Raw genomic sequence first — 22,776 nt, 5'->3', positions numbered from 1 at the left:
CAGAATGAAAAAAGCATTGGTGTTATTAGCTCTACTACCCACTATTTTGATGGCATCCTGTCAAAATAAAAAAGAACAACCTAACTCATCTACCTGTAGTGAAACTACTGACAGACTTAGTTTTGTAAAAGAGAGCTCTGTCAGTAATTCTTCGACAGAAGATAAGCTAGTTGATGAAATGTTATGGAGTGCTGATAAGGATAAAAAGCTTAATGACTTCATGAATACTTGGGGACAAACCATGAATCAGGCGTATAAACAATACAGTCCGAATAATAATGTTGATTTATACGGTTTGCAACTCCCTGACTCGGTTCTGAATAGCAATAAGTGGCAGGCGGTTATTGGTAATACGCCAATAGTTTTAAACTGGTCAGAAAGTGGTGAAGAAGAATCAGGTTATTCTTTAGTAGCTGTTTATTCGGATGCAGAGGCACAAGATTATTTATCGAAGCATGTTTACTTTTTTACTATTAATTCAGGAGTACCCAAAGTGTTAATAACTAGTCAGAATCAAGGGAATCCGAATAATTACTTATACTTTAAAGAAACAGAGAACAAAGAGCTTAGAGATGGTTTTAATAATATTGTGAATAGTAGTGTAACTTTTGATGCTGTTAAATCAAATTTTACCAAAGATGAGCAACTCAGCTACTTTATCAGTAACTATGGTCAATTGCCTTATAAAGGTTATCTAACGACTGAAAATGATGGCACTGGCACAAGGATTACTTATTATGTTGATGAGTCTATTCCAAATGATAAGCAAGCTATATCAGAAGCAATTGAACATCTGAAAACAATTAGCCTATCTGTTCAGCAGAAGGTGGAAGAAGGTATAACAGTAAGTTTAAAAGAGCCACTGGAAACGGAGTACACTCTTACTCTAATTGATGGACAACCAACTCAAGCTAATCATACCTTTGGTAGAATGATACAAGGAATTGAATGAATAGGATAGAGAACCCCACCTCGTTATTATTTGACCGTACTAAGGGTACCCTTTAAATGAGCTACATGGCTCACTGGGGGTACTCTTTTTTTGGCTTTTGCAAAAGGTTAATAAGTTTTGATACATGAAACGAAATGAAACACGGCTTTATAGACATTGATATACTAGGGTTTCTGTGTTTCATATGTAAATGAAACAAAAAATAGTTTTTGGTTAAAAATCCTTAAAAAGTATTACATAGTTGTGGCAGTTATTGCAGATGAAATAGACCTACAATTATTTCAGGTTGTAATACTCATATGAAATATTTGTACAATGTTTAATATCTATAAGTTTTTATTGTTAATTGATTGAGTAGATGCAGAATAAGCTACTCATGAATTGGGGCTTTAGGAGATATTTTAATATAGAGATAGGTCACTTCTATTTTTTTATTTAATACACTTAAATAATTAATTATATATCTTATGCTTAGTATGATACTATTTATTATAGATAGGAAATTAACAATTGGAGTGAATAAAATGTCAAGTTACAGAGTCATGAATTTAATATTTAAAAATGGGGAAATATCGAATAAATTGGAAAAAATTCATGTTAATGTATTAGAGAATAATCCAGTCACCTATGTTTACTATAATCTTAAAACTAAAAAAATTTATGTTGGAGAGACTAATGGCTTCATTAGAAGACACTATGAGCATCTGATTGAAAGCAATCCAAAAGTGGATTATAGAGATTATACAAATTGCTTAGTCATATACTCCAGTCTATTTGATAAATCGTCCATTCTGGATTTGGAATCATTAATATTGAACTATATGATTGCTGAATCTGATATGACAAAATTTGTATTAGCTAATGGAAATAATGGACAAACTGAGTTGGTATATAAAAATAAGGAAGAAATATTAACAGAAGTTTTTAATAAATTATGGAATAATGAATTGTATACACTGGGGTTAGTAGATAATCCTAATCTTGAAGAGTTAAGAGAAAGACTTCTGTTTAAGTACTCTCCTTTTAAACAGCTATCATTTAAGCAAAAAGAAATAGTTAATGAAATTGAAAAAAACATAACAAAAAAATATTTAATTGAAGCACCAGCAGGTTCTGGTAAGTCAGTTCTATTTACAAACTTAGCTTTTTCCTTAGCTGAAGTATATCCTGATTTAAGAATAGGTTTGATAACAACAGGAAATTTAACTAAACAATTTAATTTGATATTTAAGTCGATCGGTCTGAACAATAGATTAATAGTAAAAACAGGTTCTCAACTAATAATGGATGCAAAGAAAAATGAGCAAAAATACGATATTATTATTGTAGATGAAGCTCATAAATTGAAAAAATACTATAGAAAAGGACATCCGAATGCAAGAAGACATCTTGATGAAGGTGATGATGAGATCACTATTCTTGAAAAATTAACAGATGGATTAGTTCTGTTATATGATCCATATCAAGGTATTAAACCTCAGAATATTAGACCTGCAGAAATAAGAAGCCTTACGAGTGATTATAAAAAAGTTCGTTTAATGCAACAGTTTAGAATCGGAGGAGATAGAGATTTCTCAGGAGAAGATTTTTTAAAAGGCATATTATACGGTTTTCAATTAAGTAATGACAAAAGTTTTAATTCTAAAGTTTTTAAAGATGACTATTTTAAAATTGTAGCCACTTTTAAAGAAGTTATTGACTATGTTGATGATTATTCTCACGCTTATCCAGAAACAACCAATAGACTGATTGCTGGTTACTGCAGAGAGTGGGTATCAAATACTGGGAAAAAAGAAAATAAAGGTAAAAAATTTGAAGAATTACCATACGATTGGAACATAGATAGCATTAGAAAAAGATGGAACTCAACATATGAAGATTGGGTAAAAAAAACAAACTCAAATAAAGAAATCGGCTCTATTCATGCTATTCAAGGATATGATCTAAACTATTCCGGAGTTATTGTTGGTAATGATTTAACAGTCAAAGATGGAAAAATTGTGGCGGTGCCAGAAAACTACAAAGATATTGGCGGTACACCTCTAAAAGAGGGGTTTAACTTATCTGAATTAACAGAGTATATATTAAATATTTACTATGTACTACTTTCAAGGGGGATTGATGGTTGTGCTGTTTATTTTGAAGATAAGAACGTAGAAAAACTATTTAAAGAACGAGTGGGCTTATAGGAGGAATGCATTATGGAAGACTTAATAAAAGAAATTAACCAATTTAGAGATGACAGAGATTGGAGACAATTTCATAATGCTAAAGACCTAGCATTATCAGTTTCTCTTGAAGCTTCAGAATTACTGGAAAACTTTCAATGGAAGTCGAGTGAAGAAGCAATAGCTGATGATTTAGAAAATATTAAAGATGAGATTGCTGACGTGATGATTTATTGCTTGATGTTAGCTGATGATTTAGGTCTGAGTGTTGAAGAGATTATAAAGAATAAGATTAAGAAGAATGGTGAGAAGTATACTATAGAAAAGAGTAAAGGTACTAATAAAAAGAGGAGTGTTGAATAATTATGAATAGTGAATTTTCAGAAGAAGAAAAAATAAAGTATTTTGACGAGATATGCGAAAAGTACTATCGAAAAAATTTTGGTTTAACATCAAAATCTGAGATGGATTTACTAATGTTCAAATTTTTCTATCAAAATAAACTTAAAAGAAAAAAAGTGGTGATTTCAATGCGGATTCAGATTATCTTTTAAGTAAAGAGTTGGGGATAACGCAAAGCAGAGTAAGAAATCTCAAAATAAAAAAAGAACTTGTGTATCCTGAACAGAATTATAATTGGAAAGAACAATTTTTAAATTTAATAAGTTTTGCTCAATATGATGAGCAAACTAAAAAAATAATAATGAATATACCAGACCCTAATTTACAAATTGAAATTGAAAATCATATTGAACAAAGAGGACTATTTATAGAGAGGCAACTCAATTCTAAATTACTACAAATTAGAGTGGAATACTTTATTGAATTGGTTATTTCATTAGATGAAAACATAAGTCAAGACAAATTAGTAGAAAATATGAAAGCTCAAATTAGTGAATTAAGCTCGGTAGATAAAAAAATAATGAAGAAAGGATTTGGAAAAGTGATAAAAGAAAAAGGGATTAGTGCTATAGAATTGCTAGCTGCTATAGTTACGATAGCTCCAGCGGTTCAGCCGATAATAGCAATGATTAATCAAAACTAATTAACGGTTATATAAAAAATAATGTTTTTATTTCATAAAACAGTTATAGTTTTTTTATTTTGAAATCACAAGAATGAAGGCTTCATTTTAATATTGAGTAAGAAGTTGGGCTATCTAGATTAGTTTACGGATGTGTTTGATATATGAACATATGTTTTGCAATCAACCTAGATAGAGAATAATTAGAGAAGAGGTAGTTTTATGAAGATAAGTGAAATATATGGACTAGGGAGAACGCAAAATGAACTTGATTTTGTAGATATCGATACTGAAAATGATATGCCTTTATTTTTAGATCCGTACTTCCTTTCAATCAAAACAGACAGATGGTCTATATCAGCACATAGAACTCTTGAAAACTTTTTCCAATATATGTTGAATCTATTTAGAGATAAAAAAATAGAAGAAGCAAGGAGAAATTTTAGATTTTCAGAGCCAAATGAAACATGTTTAGGATTATCAAAATCTGGAACACTAGGAAAAAGTCTTGGAGACAATGATGCAACAAAACTGTTTGAATATATTGTTGAAAGTGGAGCAATGGATAACGGGCTTATCTCACATGTTAATGACATAAAAATATTTGTTGACAACATATCTCATGATAAAATTTCTGATTTAACCACCAATATTATTAGAAAGCATTTAATTCAGTACACTCAAGATCAATGCACTCTTCATGGAATAGAGCTCACCAAGTCAATAGCCACTAGGGAATACTGGGATATACAGAAAAGAGATTGGGTTAACAGTTACGAAGATATGCTTGTAATTAATGATAAACCTATTTTGTTAGTTCCAAAATCTGTGGTATGCAGAAAAAAAGGCTATGTATATGATTCTGCTCAATATGCAAGGCATTTTGTTTTGAATTTTTTAGTTAGTGAAGAACTTCGGATGAATACAAGTTTAGTAAATGAGAAGAAATTGAAAGATGGTAATATAAAAAGGACAATAAACAAAGAAGATGTAGCCTCTAAATATGGTGCTTACAGAAAAGAATTTTTAAGAAATTTTACCAGTGATCATCCAGAGTTTTATGATGACTTTAAGAATAATACAAAAATGAAAATAGCTTCATTAACAAATGAAGAAATTATAAATAATTATAGTGACGATTTTTACTTGCGGATAATCGATAATTTAATTGATGGTTTTAGTAAAATAGGAAAAGGAGCTAAAGATGCTAACAGATTTCATGAACATATAATTGCTACAATGACTTTTCTTTTTTATCCCAACCTCATAAATCCAGTAAAAGAGCTAGAAATTCATGATGGAAGAAAACGCATAGATTTAGTTTATGATAATGCTGCTGAAAATGGCTATTTCTTTAACCTTTCTACTGTGAAGGATATTCCTTCAGGATATATATTTGTAGAATGTAAAAATTATACGAAAGACATTGCTAATCCAGAGCTTGATCAATTAAATGGACGTTTCTCACCTAATCGTGGAAAAATGGGATTCATGGTATTTAGAGATTGTAATAATGAAAAGGCTTTATTTAAAAGATGTTCAGATTATTATGATGACAATAAAAATTTGATTGTTCCTTTGCAAGACAAAGATTTTATCAATGTTCTAAATTCTTTGAAAGAAGAATTTGATAGAGAAACTAATTTACCTCAAGAAAAAATGTTAAATTTATTAACTAAGAATATAATTTTATCCTAGTGAATAAGTTGATTTAAGAATATTAAATAGTTTAATTACAGAAATGTTGATAAAAAGTTAAGAGTTGTCTTATGCCAAGGTTTTGTTTTTGAAGATGAAGATGAAGTTATTTTTAGTAGCCCACAAGAAATGTATGAAGACTACAAGAAAAAGAAAATAAAGGGCGTATTGGATTATCAGACAGATATATTAACAGAATACTTTGACTGTATTGGAAAATAATTTTACGCCAAAAATTTACATGGGAAAAGATTTTCAAGTTAATAAAAAAAGTCAATCTTAGCAGACTGACTTTACATTAAGTATTGCTCCCAATAACATATACAAAATTGACCAGATTTTGACCATCTTAATTTGACAATCAATTATAATTATTGACTCATTGAACTACTATGAATCATCTTAATTGTTTAATTTGACAATGCATGACACTGATTGAGAAGTCGATTCCAATATGGAAGGTTCTGTGGGGTAATACTTGTTTATAAGCTAGAAACCTTGACGTATAGGTTTCTAGCTTTTTTCATATTCTTCGACTTTTTACTCTTTTACTGTATTCCTTTTGATCAACCTCTCTGATGCAGTGTTCCAAGATTTTAATTATTTAAAATAAGTCGACAAATGAAGCAGGATATTTTTGTTATGCTTTTTAAATAATCATTTGAGGGGGCGTTTCCATGAGAACTGGAAAAGTGATATCGATAGGTATACTATCTATGATGTTATTAGGGGTGATGGTACCTGTGAAAACTGTGGCTGATCATTCAAGCGAAGTGAGAGAAAGCGTTAAGCTTATTGAAGAAGATGAGTTGGATAGTGACCAATTGATTGACGATGAAGTAAAATTACATGATGGGGCGGATTTAATTAACCAAGCTAGTGAAGACAGTATTGAGAGCGTGGCGCCATATTATGACTTTGTTGATCAGAATACGGGAATCGGATATTCAAGCGGGGGGTATGTGTCTGCTGAGGATAGCGGAATGTCTATGACTTATATGTCTTCTTATAAAATTACGTCCTTTACTCCAGGGAAAGTGACTGATATTAATTTACCAACGTATGCTAATGCTATGGCTTTAGCAGATATTGATGAAATGGTGTTTGCCAATAAAGGGATTACTTCTGTTAGCGGTGGATCACTGATGCGCAGATATAGAAGAGCGATTTTTATGAATAACGAAATTACCTCAGTGCAAATTTTAGGCGCAAATGTTTTAAGAATAGAAAGTGACGCGTTCTCAGGAAATCAAATCAAAAACCTTTCTTTCGGTAAGACATTGGACAGTATAGACATAAATGCTTTTAGAAATCAAAAGTTTTCGAAAGAGTTTTCCCCTAGTGAGATGATCTCTCTGCAATCTTTGTTTAGTGATAATCAGGTCGTTCAAACAGCGATGTCCACAGGTGGAGGAAATTCGGCCATAGCTGTTTCGAATATTTCGAGTAGTCATGTTACCTACAATGCTAGTACTGGGATTTTTACAATAGGGAGCAGACGGGAGCCATTCACATTTAATTTTGCACTCACTACAATTATTGACGGAAATAGAATTAATTATAGCGGAGTCTACTCTGTAGATTATGATATGGATGAAACGGCGTTTGAAATAAAAGAACACTATATAGAAATTCCTCAGTATACTAATTTGGACCTCTATGAAAACATTTCTTTTGTTACGGACAAGTATGGTAATTCTGTCGATAAGCACGAACATGTCTATCTATCAAACGATGAGGTAGATACATCCAGACCTGGGAGCTGGGATATCAGATACTATTACGAGAACTTAGTAAGAGATGTAGTAGTCAATGTATTAGCCGTTTACGATCTATCTTTTGAAACAAATGGGGGTAGTGAGATATTGCCTCAACAAGCAGTGGTCAATTCTCATTGGGCCAAACCAGCTCCTCCCACAAAGGCAAATTTTCAGTTTGATGGCTGGTACATCGATAGAGAGTGTACTGAACCTTTTGATTTTAGTCAGCCAGCAACAGATTCGCGGACTATTTATGCGAAATGGGTTGAAAATTACACCGTGAACATTCCAGCGAGGATTTCTTTGAACAGTCAAACTGAAGTTGCGATCAGCGGATTAAATCGTGGGAATGGAGATTTGTCAGTTAGGATCAATAAGAATGAAACGTCAATCTCCGATGATAATCAATTAATTCTAAAACATAAGAGCGACTCTTCAATTGAAAGCCTGAGCCAATTGAGCTGGAATGGATCTACTTCAGACCCTGATTCCCCAGTTTTATTTATTCCTTCAGGTAATGGAGTCGTTCAGGAAGCGGGGGTCATTTCTTTGAAAGAGCCGAAGCAGATCCAGGCTGGGAGTTATGAGGGTAGAATCGTATTTAAGATTAGTTATGAATAGATTGAAAGTATTAGCGAAGTGATTGTTATGTAAAATCCAACCCATTATTTTTAAAGCCAATGACCTATGTCACTGGCTTTTTTGTGGGTGCCATTTGCTAGCGTTAAGAATTGTTTGATATATCTCATACAAAATATGCTTTTTTTTGTGAAGGCGTTTTCTAACTGGGTGATTTAATGATATGATTAACCTAGCATCGTAGAAAAATCCTCAATCTTTATTTGTGTCATCCTGACACCTGTATGCAATCAAAATCCACAAACTGCAACTCATTTGAACAAATTCGACTGCCTATTTTTGAAAATAATTTAGGAGGTAGAACGATGTTCCAAGATTACAAAGTCGTTATTACTGGTGCGACCTCGGGTATTGGTTTGGCCACGGCTCGACTGTTTATCAACGAAGGTGCGACGGTCATTGGGATCGGACGGAATTTTAGCAAGACGAAGGATCTAGGCGATCGGTTTATTCCTCGGACCTGTGATGTGCGGGATGCCGATGAGATCGTGAAGACCTGTGAATTTATCAAAGAAACCTTTGACAATGAGCTGGATGTGTTTGTAAACAATGCAGGTTTTGGTGAAAATACCACGATTCGAGATGTGACCGTTGATCAATTTGATCGTAGTTTCAATCTTTTGCTGCGGGCACCGATGCTTTTTGCCAAAGAATTGTATCCTCTTTTAGTAAACGCTCCGAAAAACAACGCAAGTATCATCAACACCGCTTCTGCAGCCAGTCGAACTGTCAGCTCTGAAAATCCTCTTTATAATTTAGCGAAGAACGCCGTGGTGCTGTATACCAAGCAGCAAGCTATGGGCTTTATTGGTGTGCGCTGCAATAGTGTGTCGCCGGGCTTTATCCAGACACCGATTTTCCAGCGTGAGGGTGTCAATATGGAAGAAGCTGATGTGTTGGCGATGTATGACCGGATGGCAAAGGTCACTTGTGGGCGAACAGGAAAACCAGAAGAAGTGGCCGACTTGATCGCGTTTCTAGCCTCGACGGATGCACAGTATATCAACGGCGCCGATGTGTTAATTGATGGCGGCTTGATGACGGTCAGTAACTGATGCCAGTTCCACTTTTCGCAGTTTGTTTTAAAGAAAAACGTTTAGTGGAATGGTATGCGAGACGAAACTAAAACTCACTAAAATGAGGTAGATAAGGAGGATTAAACATGTTAAAGGATTATATCGTATTGATTACTGGCGCGACTTCCGGCATCGGCTTGGCAACGACAAAGGAGTTTCTGAATCAGGGCGCGACGGTGATCGGGATCGGGCGGAATTTTAGTCGGACGAAGGATTTAGGAGAAAACTTTTTACCTTTCAAATGTGATGTGACGGATGAGGAGCAGATCAAAGCGGCGGTGGCTTTTGCGCAAGAGAAATTTGGCAGACTGGACAGTCTGATATGTAATGCGGGTTCCGCGATCGTTGGAACAGTTGAAATTGTTGATGCTGACGAATTTGAACGAGCGTTTCAGCTCTATGTATTGCATGCGGCGATGTTTACCAAGTATTGTGTGCCGCTTTTGCGCAAGTCAAAGAATCCGAGTATCACTCATACGGCATCGGTGGCTTCGTTCATGATCGGTGATTCGATTCCTTACAATGTATTAAAAGCGGCGTTGCTGAATTATACGCGACAAAGTGCGGCGGCACTCCTAAATAATAACCCAGCGGATATGTTTGGCCGGCCAAAAGCAGTGACGGAAATCGATGAAGGCGACAACACGTTTATTCGGGTAAATGCCGTTTGTCCGGGGTTGATCCGCACGAATTTGATGCCGGATCAAGCATGGGAAATGCTAGGAACGGAAGCCGCATTGAAGGCGATCCCCAGTCGTCGAATCGGGGAGGATTGGGAGCCGGCAAAATTATTTGCCTTTCTAGCTTCAGCAAAAGCCAGCTTCATTACTGGTGCGACGATCACAATCGATGGCGGCTGGTATACGACACACGCGAGAGTTTAATCGAAAGGGAGGAATCGAAATGAAGGAAAAATATGCACCATTATTTGAACCGATCGAGTTGAAGCACGGTGGGCGTTTGAGAAATCGTTTCGGCATGTGTCCGATGGTGGTATTTGCGGCTGATCCGGCAACGGGAAAGCCGACAGAGGAAGACATCAAGTATTTTGAACGCCGCAGCAAGTTTGCGGATTTACTTTTAACCGGAGCAATCACGGTTCAAGAAAATATCCAAGGTCACCCGAAACAATTGGCGCTTTACAATGATGACGCGATCGAAGCTTATAGCAAGTTGGCCGCGGCAATGAAGAGCAACGGCAGTAAAGCAGTTGGTCAGATTCAGCATCCCGGTCGTGAAGGGGCCTATGGCTGTTATGTGACGGGGAAAGCTTATGCGCCGAGTGCGATTGAGTTTCCGTTTTTACAATACAAGGTGACGGAATTGACCGAAGATGAAGTCTGGCAAATCGTGAAGGATTTCGGTTTGGCGGCGCAGCGTCTTTTGAAGGCTGGCTTTGATGGTGTCGAGATTCATGGTGCGAATCATTATCTGATCCAGCAATTCTTCTCCAGCTATTCGAATCGGCGCGAGGATTATTGGGGTGGATCGTTTGAGAAGCGCATGAATTTTGCGATGGAGGTGACGAAGGAAGTATTAAAAGTCGCACGTGTGGAAAATCCCGAAGCGATCGTGGGTTATCGGATCTCTCCAGAAGAAATTCATGGCGAAATGGTTGGCTATGACTTGGATGATTCGTTGAAGCTGATCGATAAGCTATTAGAACAAGATCTGGATTTCCTTGATCTTTCTTCAGCAGCCGGCGGTAATTTTGGCAAAGACGCCTACAAAGCGATGCCGCAAAAAGGGAACTATACGGAACCAGTCAGCTTAGTGATTAAGAATTTTGTCGCTGGCAGAGTTCCAGTAGTCATTTCAGGAACGATTCGTTCTGCCGATGAAGCACTAGATGCGCTGAAATATGGCGATGTTGCTTCAATGGGTGTGGCGGCATTGTCCGATCCGGATTTTAAAGAAAAAATCTTGGCGGACAAAGAGGATACGATCCATATGAATGTCAAAGGTCATACCGATGATCTTGAGCTGCCGTCAGGCTTAGTCGAAGTTTATACGGCAGGGATTGGGCTGCCGCAAGTCGAAGGATTGGTTGAAAAATAATAGATATTTGATCGAAACGCTGATCGTCCGACGTTTCGAGTTTTTTTATGAATTGGTTATCTACTTATGGATTCCGTGAGTAGATTTTTTGCGGCATATTATCTCGGGGAAAATTATCTATGAAACGACTAATGATGCTTATTTATAGATGCCGCCCAGCAATGAACGTCTCAAATTCATTTTGAATAAAATTTATAAAGTAATTTTTTATTCAAAATGTTTGAGAACTCTTTATTGAAGAATCAATAAATGATATAATAAACCACGTTATCGAATAACTAAAATACATTATTTATTATAAAAATGTTAATTTAGTTGAGAAAATATACAAAAAATAGTTTTTAGAGTGTTTGAAACGCTTATTAAGTGGATTAAGGAGGCGAATGAACTTATTTTTAGGGGTTTGGGAGAAAAAATATAAGGAGAAGCATTCATTCTGAATGCGTGGTGAAAAATGATTTCAGAAAAACAAAAACTAGCGATTGTTTCCTTGTCCGTTTTATTGGTCGGTGAAGTTATTGCGGTGATAAGTATCGGTCTGATTTATTTTAATCGAGAATTCTTCGGGAGTCACCTCGATATCATCCGAACATTTGTCAATGCATCGACGGCTTTCTTTGGCTGCTTCTTTTCATTTTTAGCAGCGCTTTTGATGTTTCAATTTTTGAAATATCGTGAGAAGCAGAAGGAAGTTCATAAAACAGCACGCCTATTCACTAAGTTGAAGAAGGAATACGAAAACAATTATTCGGTTCTAATCGATTTAGGCGGAGAGATCGCAAACGGCTCGACTGAGCTGGCAAGGTTATTGAAAGAAAATCAAAAAGTGCGGGATCTATTTGTTTTAGCGGTATATCGGTTGGATTTCATCATGTATGACACCTATTATCATGATACCGATTGGCAGATTATTCGTGATGTTGACAGCTACAGTGAGAGCTATTTGGAACTGTTTGAACAAAGTCATCAAGTCGAATACCTGTGTCAGGCGATTGTTGAGAATAAAATCAACTCTGAAGAAAGCTTGAAACAGCTCTTAGTGTTGATCACAGAGAAGATTGGTACGATGCAGCAGCACCAATTGGACATTGAATTAAGAGAAAGACCGATCGAAACAGACAGCGAGTGCGAGTACGAAACTGAACCCGCTGGTGTTAAGATGGTGCAAGAATAATGTGAACTCAGAGACCTTTAAAAAGGTCTCTTTTTTTTGTTGCGCTAAAACAGTATTGCTGGAATCGTACAAGAGATCAATTGGTAAAACCGCTTAGGACACCCAGCTTACCGGAAAGGAAAAAAGGCTACTTTCTTAGTGAGAAATGACTTACTATAAGGATACAGATGGAGGCGTGGCAGATGTTTAAAGGGTTGAAAATTCAAATGGAGATTGGGAAAAAGTGGACGAAGCCAGAGGTTCGGATTCGGGCGGCGGAAGAACTGTTGGGCGACCAAATCGCCAGTCGGCTGGAAGACGATCGAGAGGATCAATTAGTTATTAAGCTGAAGGATGAGTTTATCCTATTAAAAAAATCAGAAATTATTTATTTAGAAGTATTCAATAAAATCGTGACGCTCTACACTGCTAATCAACAGTATTCTTTTCGCAAATCATTGATCGCGTTAAAAGAAGAGCTTTCCGACGAAGCTTTTTTACAGGTTTCAAAATCGGCACTAGTGAATACCAGGGAAATTCAAAGGCTGGAGGTCGCCTTTTCCGGCAGCTTATATGCTTACTTGAAAAATGGCCAGAAGATCACGGTCTCTCGCCGATTCGTCGACCAGTTGAAACGTCATTTAGGCATGGTCGGATAGGAAAATCGTGGAAAGTTTTTCGTTAGAATGATTAAAGGAGGAATTGAAATGAAAAAAGTAATTAAGCGTTTAGGACAAGCGATCGGGATCGGCAGTACGATCTGCATGTTGTTTGCCTTTATCTTTGCGGACAACGATGTAAGAAAAATCGTCGCGAGCTTTGTATTGCTATCGGTAGTAATTGGTTTATTAGGAATGATTTATAGCGTAAAACGTTTGCCGATGTTGGCGCAAACGCTGATTCATATGGGCGGCAGCTTCATCGCCTTCTTGATCACGGCGGGAGTGAATGACTGGTTCCCCTTCAAATGGCAGGTGATCGTGTCCGCCTCTCTGTCATTTTTCTTGATCTTCTTTGCCATTTGGATCTTTTATTACTTAAAGTACAAACGAGATATTCAGCAGATCAATCAAAAACTGCGCTAGAATAGGTTTATTGGGAAGTCAGTGATTTAGATTGCTGGCTTTTTTTGTAGGTGTGAGTATTTTTGTGTTGACAAGTTTACTTGTCAGTCTTATACTGTGTTTGACAATAAAACTTGTCAAAAAGGGAGTGTATGGAAATGGCGAAGGAAAAAAGATTCGATGTAAAGACGATTGAAACAAGCGGATCAGGGATCACGACGGTTGTGACCGACAAACATTCAGGTGTGCAGTACCTATTGGCGATCGTACCGAATATGGGTTCAGGCATGGCAGTATTGGTGGATCAGGATGGCAAACCGATGTTGGCAGATACTGAAAAATAGGACTATTTTTTTTACATACGGTTGACAAGTAAACTTATCAAAATAGAGGAGACAGAGTATGGAACGAAAAGTTTTAATTGAAGCAAAGGACATATCCAAGCAGTTTAAAGGCTATGAGGCAATCAAAAAATTGGATTTTAGTGTTTATGAAGGAGAAATCTTTGGCTTCCTAGGACCATCAGGAGCAGGCAAGACGACTACGATCAAGATATTAACTGGTCAGCTGAAACAAACCTCGGGACAAGCGAGTATTTTGGGGATTCCCGTGGAAAAGGTTGATGAAGATATTTATAAGAAAATTGGAATCGTTTCTGATATGAGCGGTTTTTATGAAAAATTAACGGTGTATCAAAACTTGAAATTTTTTGCGAAGTTATTAGACGTTGATCCAGCGACTATCGATGAACTGTTAAAACGATTCGATTTATATGAGCATCGTCAAAAGCCAGCTGAAAAACTTTCAAAGGGAATGAAACAGCGGCTAGTCCTGATTCGGGCGATTTTGCATAGGCCTAAATTACTCTTTTTAGATGAACCGACGAGCGGATTAGATCCGGTCTCTGCACTTTCGGTTCACAAGATGATGGAAGAACTGCGGGCAGATGGAACATCGATCTTCTTAACAACTCATAATATGGAGGAGGCCGATAAATTGTGTGATCGTGTGGCCTTACTGAATGAGGGACAGATCGCTGAACTAGATACACCAGAAAATTTACGGCTTAAATTTAATAAGCAAAAACGGTTCATGATTCAATTGACGGATCACACGGAGGTTTTCTTGGAGCAATCGGTTGATTCAGCGAAACTCATCGAAAAATGGATCGCCGCCGATCAGGTGGAGACGATCCATTCATGTGAACCAACCTTAGAAAAAGTCTTTTTGGAAGCGACAGGGAGGAACTTAGTATGAGCAGCACAGTAAAACGGATCAATGCGATCACCGGGTTAAAATTTCAAACAATAATCAGCAATCTCAGTATGATGAGCAATCCGCTGATCGCTTTGTTTCTAGTAATCGTTTTTCGGAAAGTAATGGCAAATCTGCCGCAGGCAGTGGTGCGTTTCGGGTGGATGCCTTTTTGCTAGGATTGGGTCTGATCATGAATATCGTCTCTGGCGGTCTGTTGATCAGCAGTACCTCTATCGCCGAAGAGAAGGAGAAGAACACGTTGCGAGTCTTGATGACTTCTTCTGTAAAAAGTAATGAGTATTTGATCGGGTCGCTGATTCCTACCTTCAGCATCATTATGATCGTGAATCTATTGCTGATTCCAGCCAGCGGGATTTCTTATTCGGCGATCCATCTGCCAACGTTTCTTCTGATTACTGCTAGTGGGACATTGATCAGTATTATTATCGGCTTTGTCATCGGGATTTTGACGAAGGATCAGACGCAATCGGGTGTGATTTGTACACCGATCCTTTTAGTTTTCACCATGCTGCCGCAGCTCAGATTTTTCAGCTCTACAATTGAGAAGGTCTCAAGTTATACTTATTCTGGTGTGATCGCGAGTTATGTGGATGGTATTTTCAGCAAAGAAGGCTATGCGCTAAATAGCCGCGATTTAGTGACTGTTGCGATTTGGTTCATTTTAGAAATCGTGATTTTTATCTTAGCCTACAAAAAGCGCGGCATGGAATCTGATTAATGGCTTGTCGGCTAAAGCTGTCCATTCTGCGGAAAGTTCGCTATAATAGTGAATTAGAAAGTGGGGGTCACCTGTGAAAAAAGAAGAGATACTGGCTAAAAGCCGAGAAGAAAATCGAAAAAATGATCCTTACCAAGCGGAGATTCAACGACGCTCCAGTTCTTTCAGCGGTGTGGTGGTGGTTTTATTATCGACCATCTTGTTCGTGATTCAACTGGTCATGGATAAGGGATTCAATTTCGGTCTTTACGCAGTGGCTTTTGCTTATGGAACAACGGATTTCCTCGTTAGGTATTTTTACATGAGACGACGCAGAGAACTGGTTTTTGGTTTGATCTACTTAGTGATTACGATCGTCCTGATCGTCTTGCACATCACTCAGCTGGTCTCCGGAACCAAAGTAGTCTAGGTGAGCCGTATGTCTGAAGAAAAATTAGTCTTAAAAAACCGTTTAAAAGAAACGCGAAAAAGTAAGCAGCTTTCTCAAGCAGCATTAGCCAAGCTGGTAGGTGTCTCGCGAACGACGATCAGCTCGATCGAGACCGGACAATTTAGCCCAACAGCAAAATTGGCGTTGATTTTATGTATTGCTTTAGATGTAAAGTTTGAAGACCTGTTCTATTTCTAATAGCCATTTATTTAGCCAGCGGCTTGTACCGCTGGCTTTTTTTCTTGATTGCCAGACTGAAATCAGCTCTTAAAACCAATATTTTAGTAAAATATCTAAAAAAACGGAAAAGTGAAACAGTGAGCAATCGTATATAATATAAGTAAGGGGAGATTGGTTTTTATATAGCATTGGAAACAGTCACTAAAACCATTTTCTTGTTGCCGAGTTGAACCATTGATAGGTAGTTCCGCGTTCATCTGGAAAGAGATGAAAACCATGAAGTCATAATCCAGTACACTAATCCGGATCATTGACTTGCTTGGTTTTGCCAATGCATAAATCTTTGGCCGTTAACAATGATCTCTTAAGTCTTAATCGGTAGTGTAGGAGTCCTTTTTGCAAGAGAGCAGCATCAATGGAACAGCTGGAGACCTAATTACAGGAAGGTTTCGGGCTGTTCTTTTTATTAAAACGATCATTTTCCTTCAACCTTTGACGCGGCGGGGATAAACCCTTTATTATGATAGTAGGGTGTGTTAAAAAATGAAAGGGTATTCTATGTGCGGACATAGAGAATGGGGGTTAAGTTATGGAAACAGATAAACAGGGTAAAAAGGCTAAGGAGTACCAAGAATTCGATGCACTTTGTCGAGAGATGCGGGAAAAAGAGTATCATAAGCGGGACCATACATTTACGGCTAAAGAAGCGGGGACGCAGGGAATGCTGCTGCCGCTGCCATTTATTGTATTAGTGGTGTTCGGCTATTATTGGCGCTGGGGAGCGGATGCTTCACCACTATGGGAAATCAATTTTCCGCTGTTTTCTTTTCTTTTTGTGGCGTCACTCCCAATTCATGAAGTGATTCATGGATTGGCTTGGGCGAATTATGCAAAAAGCAAACTGAAAAGCATCAGCTTCGGCTTTAATGTCAAAGAGCTGATGCCGTATTGTCACTGCAAAGAAGCGTTGGAAGCAAAGGCTTATAAGATTGGTGTATTAGCGCCGGTAGTGATACTCGGGGGCGGGTATTTTTTCCTAGCGCTGCTATATCCAAACACAGAGCTAATCCTGCTTTCGGCCTTTAACATCTTCATGGCGGCGGGTGATTTATTGATCTTTTGGGGAGCCCGCTCGGTACGCACGGGAGTCGTGATCGATCATCCTGAATTGCCAGGATTTGTAGTCTTTACGAAATAAAAATGAATAAAAATCAACGGGATTTCTTCGATAGAAATCCCGTTTTTTAACTTCGTAGACAAAAGACTAGGTCAATATATAAATTCTCTAAAAAGTATATTATTTGGAATTGGTGAGTAACTGATATCAGATTTTTATCATTCTGTTTTAAAAAAAAGTGCCGATCTAAGGAGTAGTTGTGCAAACATACTAATCCAAAAGAAAGTTGTAAAAATTGGATTAGTATTTGGTATAAGCTCAATTATTAGCATAACTAGACTAAAAATACTTAACAGATTACAGAAACGTTTAATTTTTTTTATATTCATTTTCTGTCCTACTCTCTATTTTTTTCGAAAGTTCAGAGTATACAATTGTTTACCTAATATAATTGTAAAACGAATACCCATATGAATAAAGCCGAAAATTTTTTGGATTGTAAAAAATCTGATAATTAATTTTGATGTCGACTAGTTTTTACCAGTAACCAAAAAAAGATCAGAAAGAGATGCCTTTCGAGCATTTCTTTCTGATCTTTTTTGAATATTCTTATCTTTTCAAGTACATACCTAAGCTTTCCGGTGCCGTTTCAACAAAACCAAACTGCTTATAAAGGTTATCCGCAGGGCAATCAGCGATTAGATTGACGTAAGCCTGCGGATCGATCTCGTTGTGAATATGGGTCATCAATAATTCCATGATCTTTTTTGCCAGACCGTTTCCTTGCTCTGACGGATGGACGGCAATATCGACGATCTGATAAGCGGTACCGCCATCGCCGATGATTCGTCCCATCCCAATCAGCTTCTGATTCTTGGTTTGTCTAATGATGACCGAGTAGATACTGTTGCTTAATCCTATTTTACTAGCCTCTTTGCCTCGAGGAGACAAGCCGCAATCCTTGCGCAACGCCAAGTATTCTTCTACTTCAGGAATATCGATTCGAATGACATAGTTTTCCATTGCAGTTCTCCTTAACAAAAGTGTGTAATCACAGTATAGAGTCATTCTACGCTACTTATTGAATAAAACAAAAAGTAAGGTACGTAAAAGGACAATAATGGACTTTTTACTTTTTTTTTAAAGAAAACAAGCAAAATGAATTGTTTCAACGAAGGATTCCTTTAGTACTGATGCTTCCCATTTGTGAAAATCAATTTGAGGAAAAAAGCTGTTTGACAGGACCCAAATTTTAGGATTATAGTCAGGGCGTGATCACAGACCGACTGAAAAATAAAAACGAAAGGAGCCAACAGCATGTCAGAAATTTTATTCACTCCCAATCAATTATTTACGCTAAAACGTACTACCCTTGAAAAACGGACGATGAAGTATTACAAAGAGACCCACGATGAAGCACAGACAGTCAAAATTATGATAGCGCTTCAGGTGAGAGATGAGCTGACTGAATCCGATTTTTCATTCTTCATGCAGGATCTTGTCCGTCATCTATTTATGAAAACCAAAATAACTCGAGCACTACGTCGTTATTACGTCTATTTCAAAGACTATTTTGAAAAGAAGGAATGGAAGTTCCTTACGCTACGACTATTTCCCATCAAAACCTATATCGCTGAAAAGCTTGAGCAATTATATACGAAATTCATCAAAGAACCCTTAGAAGGGCTGGTCGGATCTTGACGGTGAGTGACAAAAGAAGGGGCGACTGAAAGCAATTAAAAAAGGAAGCAAATAGGATTCACTTCCGAAATAGCAATCATTCATCTTTTTTATAATGGCTTAGACGTCCGCCATCATCCCAAGCGCCATAAAGCTTATTGGCTTTGGTGTTGAGCAGCAATTTTTTCAATCGGCGTTCAAAGAGTTCCGCATCCGCACCATAGCGCTGGATATTGTCGATTCTGATTCGCTGATAGAGCTCAGGAAAGTCCGCAAAGTTTTTCTGAATTTCTTGATCAGACTCGATTTCGTTCAGAATCCGGTTATCAATCACAAAACTTTCAGGTGATAGGTCCGGCAAGGTGGCATGTCCCAATTCAGTCATTAAATCCAAGTAGATCAGGCGGCGTGCACGCTCCTTATTCAACTCGGTCCATTGACTCTTTTTTGATCTGGGCGATAGACGCTGCGCAACCTCCGTTTCAGAAAGCTTCTTTTTGGTGCTGTCAATCCAACCAAAACAAAGGGCTTCTTCAACGATGTCTAAATAGGTCAGATTTGACTGGTCGCGATCGATTACAACCCAGCAATCTTTTGTAGTTGCAGCATTTTCAGCCAGCCATAATCGTAAAGCTTGACGATCTTGCGGCTTGAATAAGTTGTTCATCTTCAAGGGATTCACCTAGTTTCTGTCTGATTTTCTTTCAAAGAGCGGATGCGTTCACCCACGGCGGGAATTTGGTTGCTGACGATCTCCCATGTTTGCCCATTGTATTTTTCATAGGCCGAAAAAACGAAGGGCAGCCCATTTGCTGATTCGATTATAGCAGAATCCATTAGCTGGAAATGCAGATGAGGCTCAGTCGAGTTGCCTGAATGCCCGACATTGCCAAGGTAGGTTCCCTGCGAAATATGTTCGCCTTCATTAACTGCTAAAGAATCCTTTTGCAGATGAGCAAAAGCTGCGTAAAGACCCACGGCTTGTTTGATGACGACATAATTTCCGGCGATCGCCTCAAAGCCATCTCGTTCCTGATCGAAAAAAAGCGAATGCCGAATCGCAGTTGTCTGATCGTGAACCCAAGAAGCCTTCTCACCATCAGAAGTATTGTTTTTCACTGTCACCACCTCGCCGGCAAAGGGCGCATAAACGGGTTGACCAAAACAATAATATTTTTCCAATGGAATTCCGCCAAAGAGATAATCAACCGAACGTTCCGTATGGGAGGCTTCGTTTTGATCTTTTTGAATAAAATCAAACGCATAGCGCAACCCAAAGCGATCGGTACCATGACTCGGAACTCGATCGGCCGGGCTTGTTTCCGTATACCATTCACCGCGTAGAGGAAACGCGATCGTCGTTGCTGCTTTTTCCATCACAGAACCTTCTTTCTGTTGTGGCTTATTTTCGTGTACATTTGTCGAAATAACAATCAATAGAAGCAGGAGACCACCAACTAAAATCAGAACTCTTTTCATACTGGTTCCCCCAATTATTCACCATAAAAAACCATCTGAAGATCCTCGAGATACTGGGATAATCTATCGCTGATCGCTTGATAGTCGATCTGTTCATAATCCGTATGCTTCAATTCCTCCAAAATTTCATTCGTAAAACCGATATTTCCCCAAAGAATCAATTGTTTGCATCGTTCAACATTGAGTCCTGTACGAAACTTTGTAGAATCGATTGATCGAAATAGGTCCTCCGCACAAACTGATTGCTCTTGTGCAGCCATTTCTGCTAGTTTCTGATTGATCGTTTCCGATTTTGTTGCGAACGACAAGTTAGTAAAATCAAAAATCCAAGGATTCTTTTTCATCAATTCGATTTGTAAGGAATATGATTGCAGCAGCCGTTTAAAGAGATCTTTTTCCTGCAAATCCATCTTTTTTAAATAGTCGTTATCAATCGTTTTTCTGCAATAGTTCAGTAAGAATAAAAACAGATCCTCTTTGCTTTTGACGTAGTGAAACATCAGCGCCTTCGATATTCCTGCCGACTTAGCGATTCGATTCGTTGAAGCTTCATCGTATCCTCGCGAAGAAAATTCCTGCAACGCCGCATTAATGATTCTTTGGATTTTCGGGTCATTCGTATTGATTTCAGACAACGTCATCACTCCTTTACCTATTAGGTCAATAAAAGTGTAACAGGATTTACCTGATAGGTCAATTGAACGCAAAAAAGATAGCCGCCAGCAAATTTTACTAGCAACTATCTTTTTGGAAATCTTTTGATTTAGACTGATTTCATCGCAGAGACAATCCACGTTACACCATATTTATCTGCCACACACCCGCTAATACCGCTATCATCTGGTGGGGGATTCGTAGCCAGTTCACCTAGGACATTTCCGCCAACGGCTAATTCCGAAAATATTTTTCTGGCCAAGTCTTCTTTTGGCATATGGGCTTGGATTGAAATATTCCCACTTTTTGGAACTGTTTCAAGACTATCAGCGCCGCTCATTTCGCCCAGATTCAGTAGCACTATTTGCGCATGCATAACTTTTCTTTTCAGTTCATCACTCATGGGCATATCCGGATTTTCTGGGATGTCGCCATACTTCGCCAAGTGCTTGATCTCACCACCAAAGATTCGAGCATACCACAAAAAAGCTTCTTCGCAATCCCCGTTGAATCTAATATAAGGCATCAACATATCATCAAACCTCCTTTTCTGATTTCGTTTCTACACTTGAAAAGTATACACTCACAGCTTATAGGGGTCATTGTAAAAAAGGGACATTTTAGTCAAATATTCCTTCGGCGTGATGCCATAGATAGTCGTAAAGTCATGAACAAAATGAGCATAGTCATGGTGTCCGGTTTGTTCAAAAAGGTGACCAGCCGGATAATTGGCCTTCAATAAATCAGCGGCGTTTTTCATGCGAATGATCCGAGAACAAGTTTTAATTTTGGTTCCAGCATATTTCATGAACAAACGATTCAGATGTTTTTCGCTGTAGTAGGTCTCAGTAGCCAAGTCCTTCACGCGAATAGCGCCGTTTGCCGCAAGCAGTTTTTCAAAGGCCAAGGAAAAGGTCGAATTGATTTCATTTTCCGATAAATGCGTCAAAAAGATTGCATCCAATTTATCAGCCAAATCAGGAATGTCTACCGCAGTGTAGTAGGCCTCGGCGATTTCTGTATATAGCGCTTGATTTAAGTCGGCAAGTAAGAACCCTTCATTCATCAAATGGTTTTGATCAATCCTGATAAAGGGAAAGAGTCCGGCAGCGTGAAATTCTACCAGAAACATAAAATCAAATTGCCGCGCATAATCCGCGATCATTGTAGGTCGAGTATTGACACCTCGCAATCCTGCAGTGAACTGACCGTTTTGAAACGTGCAAACCAAGGTCGAGCTGATAGTTGGCAGGATCGTTTGCTGATCGGGCATGGTGCTAGGATTGGTAAACATATAAGTCGCGATGTAAGAGCGCAGCAACTGATGCGGGGCAACAATAATGCTGTTCTCATGAATCTTAGGCAGTGAGCTTTGATAAATACTTTCTTTGTTTAGCATGGGAACCTCCCTTTATCTAAGAATTCTATTTCGAGAAATATGGTCTTTAAGGAAACTTCAAATTTACATTTCGCAGAAGGTGTGAGGGACTGTACAACAAAATAGGGAATTGTTAAAATTTCAAGATTGGTGGGATCTATATCTAGGTTAATTATTGTAAGAGAAATGATTATTCATACTGGTTGTTATGGTTGAGAGTGTAAAATATTTTGTGTAAATGAGAAAGTCCATTCTATTATTTAAGTTAAA

Annotated in this window: 25 protein-coding genes; 19 read left to right on the top strand and 6 right to left on the bottom strand. The window is 37.9% G+C overall.

Annotated features, from left to right (window positions below):
• The first annotated feature begins 4 nt into the window (after positions 1-4).
• From PGP85_RS05965 to PGP85_RS05880, 18 genes are all read left to right on the top strand, one after another.
• Positions 5-952: a DUF4767 domain-containing protein gene (locus PGP85_RS05965; protein ID WP_270326540.1), complete on the top strand. Its 948-nt coding sequence runs from the start codon at positions 5-7 to the stop codon at positions 950-952.
• Between the two features lie 524 nt (positions 953-1,476).
• Entirely contained in the window at positions 1,477-3,141 is a 1,665-nt protein-coding gene (locus PGP85_RS05960) for a DNA/RNA helicase domain-containing protein (RefSeq protein ID WP_270326538.1), read from the top strand.
• 12 nt (positions 3,142-3,153) lie between these two features.
• A complete protein-coding gene (locus PGP85_RS05955; RefSeq protein WP_070702946.1) occupies positions 3,154-3,483 on the top strand; it encodes a nucleotide pyrophosphohydrolase in 330 nt (109 codons plus the stop codon).
• Positions 3,484-3,682: 199 nt separating this feature from the next.
• Entirely contained in the window at positions 3,683-4,165 is a 483-nt protein-coding gene (locus tag PGP85_RS05950) for a hypothetical protein (protein WP_270326535.1), read from the top strand.
• A 201-nt stretch (positions 4,166-4,366) separates the two neighbouring features.
• Positions 4,367-5,842, top strand: a complete 1,476-nt coding sequence (locus tag PGP85_RS05945; protein WP_270326534.1) for a hypothetical protein — start codon at positions 4,367-4,369, stop codon at positions 5,840-5,842.
• Between the two features lie 677 nt (positions 5,843-6,519).
• Positions 6,520-8,223, top strand: a complete 1,704-nt coding sequence (locus PGP85_RS05940) for an InlB B-repeat-containing protein (protein ID WP_270326533.1) — start codon at positions 6,520-6,522, stop codon at positions 8,221-8,223.
• 323 nt (positions 8,224-8,546) lie between these two features.
• Positions 8,547-9,296, top strand: coding sequence for an SDR family NAD(P)-dependent oxidoreductase (locus tag PGP85_RS05935; RefSeq protein ID WP_178981832.1), 750 nt, complete (start codon positions 8,547-8,549; stop codon positions 9,294-9,296).
• 107 nt (positions 9,297-9,403) lie between these two features.
• Complete coding sequence (locus tag PGP85_RS05930; RefSeq protein ID WP_270326532.1) at positions 9,404-10,201, top strand: SDR family NAD(P)-dependent oxidoreductase; 798 nt, start codon at positions 9,404-9,406, stop codon at positions 10,199-10,201.
• A gap of 19 nt (positions 10,202-10,220) precedes the next feature.
• Positions 10,221-11,375 carry an oxidoreductase gene (locus PGP85_RS05925; protein ID WP_270326531.1) on the top strand — a complete coding sequence of 385 codons (1,155 nt, stop codon included), beginning with the start codon at positions 10,221-10,223 and terminating at the stop codon, positions 11,373-11,375.
• 454 nt (positions 11,376-11,829) lie between these two features.
• On the top strand, positions 11,830-12,549 hold the full coding sequence (locus PGP85_RS05920; protein ID WP_090401927.1) for a hypothetical protein: 720 nt from the start codon (positions 11,830-11,832) through the stop codon (positions 12,547-12,549).
• A 182-nt stretch (positions 12,550-12,731) separates the two neighbouring features.
• A complete protein-coding gene (locus PGP85_RS05915) occupies positions 12,732-13,187 on the top strand; it encodes a LytTR family DNA-binding domain-containing protein (protein WP_270326527.1) in 456 nt (151 codons plus the stop codon).
• A 48-nt stretch (positions 13,188-13,235) separates the two neighbouring features.
• The gene (locus PGP85_RS05910; protein WP_270326526.1) at positions 13,236-13,613 is read left to right on the top strand and encodes a DUF3021 domain-containing protein; all 378 of its coding nucleotides are present in this window, start codon (positions 13,236-13,238) and stop codon (positions 13,611-13,613) included.
• 137 nt (positions 13,614-13,750) lie between these two features.
• Positions 13,751-13,936: a DUF6440 family protein gene (locus tag PGP85_RS05905; protein WP_010740544.1), complete on the top strand. Its 186-nt coding sequence runs from the start codon at positions 13,751-13,753 to the stop codon at positions 13,934-13,936.
• 58 nt (positions 13,937-13,994) lie between these two features.
• Positions 13,995-14,849 (top strand): ABC transporter ATP-binding protein, encoded by an 855-nt coding sequence (locus PGP85_RS05900; RefSeq protein ID WP_270326522.1) that lies wholly within the window; start codon positions 13,995-13,997, stop codon positions 14,847-14,849.
• 40 nt (positions 14,850-14,889) lie between these two features.
• Positions 14,890-15,588: an ABC transporter permease gene (locus PGP85_RS05895; protein ID WP_270326876.1), complete on the top strand. Its 699-nt coding sequence runs from the start codon at positions 14,890-14,892 to the stop codon at positions 15,586-15,588.
• Positions 15,589-15,661: 73 nt separating this feature from the next.
• Positions 15,662-15,997, top strand: coding sequence for a DUF6442 family protein (locus PGP85_RS05890; RefSeq protein WP_010740541.1), 336 nt, complete (start codon positions 15,662-15,664; stop codon positions 15,995-15,997).
• Positions 15,998-16,006: 9 nt separating this feature from the next.
• Complete coding sequence (locus tag PGP85_RS05885) at positions 16,007-16,216, top strand: helix-turn-helix transcriptional regulator (protein ID WP_010740540.1); 210 nt, start codon at positions 16,007-16,009, stop codon at positions 16,214-16,216.
• Between the two features lie 571 nt (positions 16,217-16,787).
• On the top strand, positions 16,788-17,396 hold the full coding sequence (locus PGP85_RS05880) for a DUF3267 domain-containing protein (RefSeq protein ID WP_270326518.1): 609 nt from the start codon (positions 16,788-16,790) through the stop codon (positions 17,394-17,396).
• Positions 17,397-17,924: 528 nt separating this feature from the next.
• Here PGP85_RS05880 and PGP85_RS05875 read toward each other — a convergent pair.
• Positions 17,925-18,338, bottom strand: a complete 414-nt coding sequence (locus PGP85_RS05875; RefSeq protein ID WP_270326515.1) for a GNAT family N-acetyltransferase — start codon at positions 18,336-18,338, stop codon at positions 17,925-17,927.
• 294 nt (positions 18,339-18,632) lie between these two features.
• Here PGP85_RS05875 and PGP85_RS05870 point away from each other — a divergent pair, with 294 nt between their 5' ends.
• Positions 18,633-19,016 carry a hypothetical protein gene (locus PGP85_RS05870; RefSeq protein WP_010740536.1) on the top strand — a complete coding sequence of 128 codons (384 nt, stop codon included), beginning with the start codon at positions 18,633-18,635 and terminating at the stop codon, positions 19,014-19,016.
• A 76-nt stretch (positions 19,017-19,092) separates the two neighbouring features.
• Here PGP85_RS05870 and PGP85_RS05865 read toward each other — a convergent pair whose 3' ends face one another.
• The 5 genes from PGP85_RS05865 to PGP85_RS05845 form a co-directional block, all read right to left on the bottom strand.
• Positions 19,093-19,662 (bottom strand): YdeI/OmpD-associated family protein, encoded by a 570-nt coding sequence (locus tag PGP85_RS05865; RefSeq protein ID WP_270326512.1) that lies wholly within the window; start codon positions 19,660-19,662, stop codon positions 19,093-19,095.
• An 11-nt stretch (positions 19,663-19,673) separates the two neighbouring features.
• On the bottom strand, positions 19,674-20,474 hold the full coding sequence (locus PGP85_RS05860) for a M23 family metallopeptidase (RefSeq protein WP_270326509.1): 801 nt from the start codon (positions 20,472-20,474) through the stop codon (positions 19,674-19,676).
• A 14-nt stretch (positions 20,475-20,488) separates the two neighbouring features.
• Positions 20,489-21,115 (bottom strand): TetR/AcrR family transcriptional regulator, encoded by a 627-nt coding sequence (locus PGP85_RS05855; RefSeq protein WP_270326507.1) that lies wholly within the window; start codon positions 21,113-21,115, stop codon positions 20,489-20,491.
• 122 nt (positions 21,116-21,237) lie between these two features.
• Entirely contained in the window at positions 21,238-21,660 is a 423-nt protein-coding gene (locus PGP85_RS05850) for a VOC family protein (RefSeq protein ID WP_270326505.1), read from the bottom strand.
• A gap of 51 nt (positions 21,661-21,711) precedes the next feature.
• A complete protein-coding gene (locus PGP85_RS05845) occupies positions 21,712-22,527 on the bottom strand; it encodes a helix-turn-helix domain-containing protein (RefSeq protein WP_270326502.1) in 816 nt (271 codons plus the stop codon).
• Positions 22,528-22,776: the final 249 nt, after the last annotated feature.

Source organism: Enterococcus malodoratus, assembly GCF_027659535.1.
GTDB classification, from domain to species: domain Bacteria; phylum Bacillota; class Bacilli; order Lactobacillales; family Enterococcaceae; genus Enterococcus_A; species Enterococcus_A malodoratus.
The sequence above is the reverse complement of the archived record's forward strand: the minus strand, read 5'-3'. Positions and strand labels throughout refer to the sequence as shown.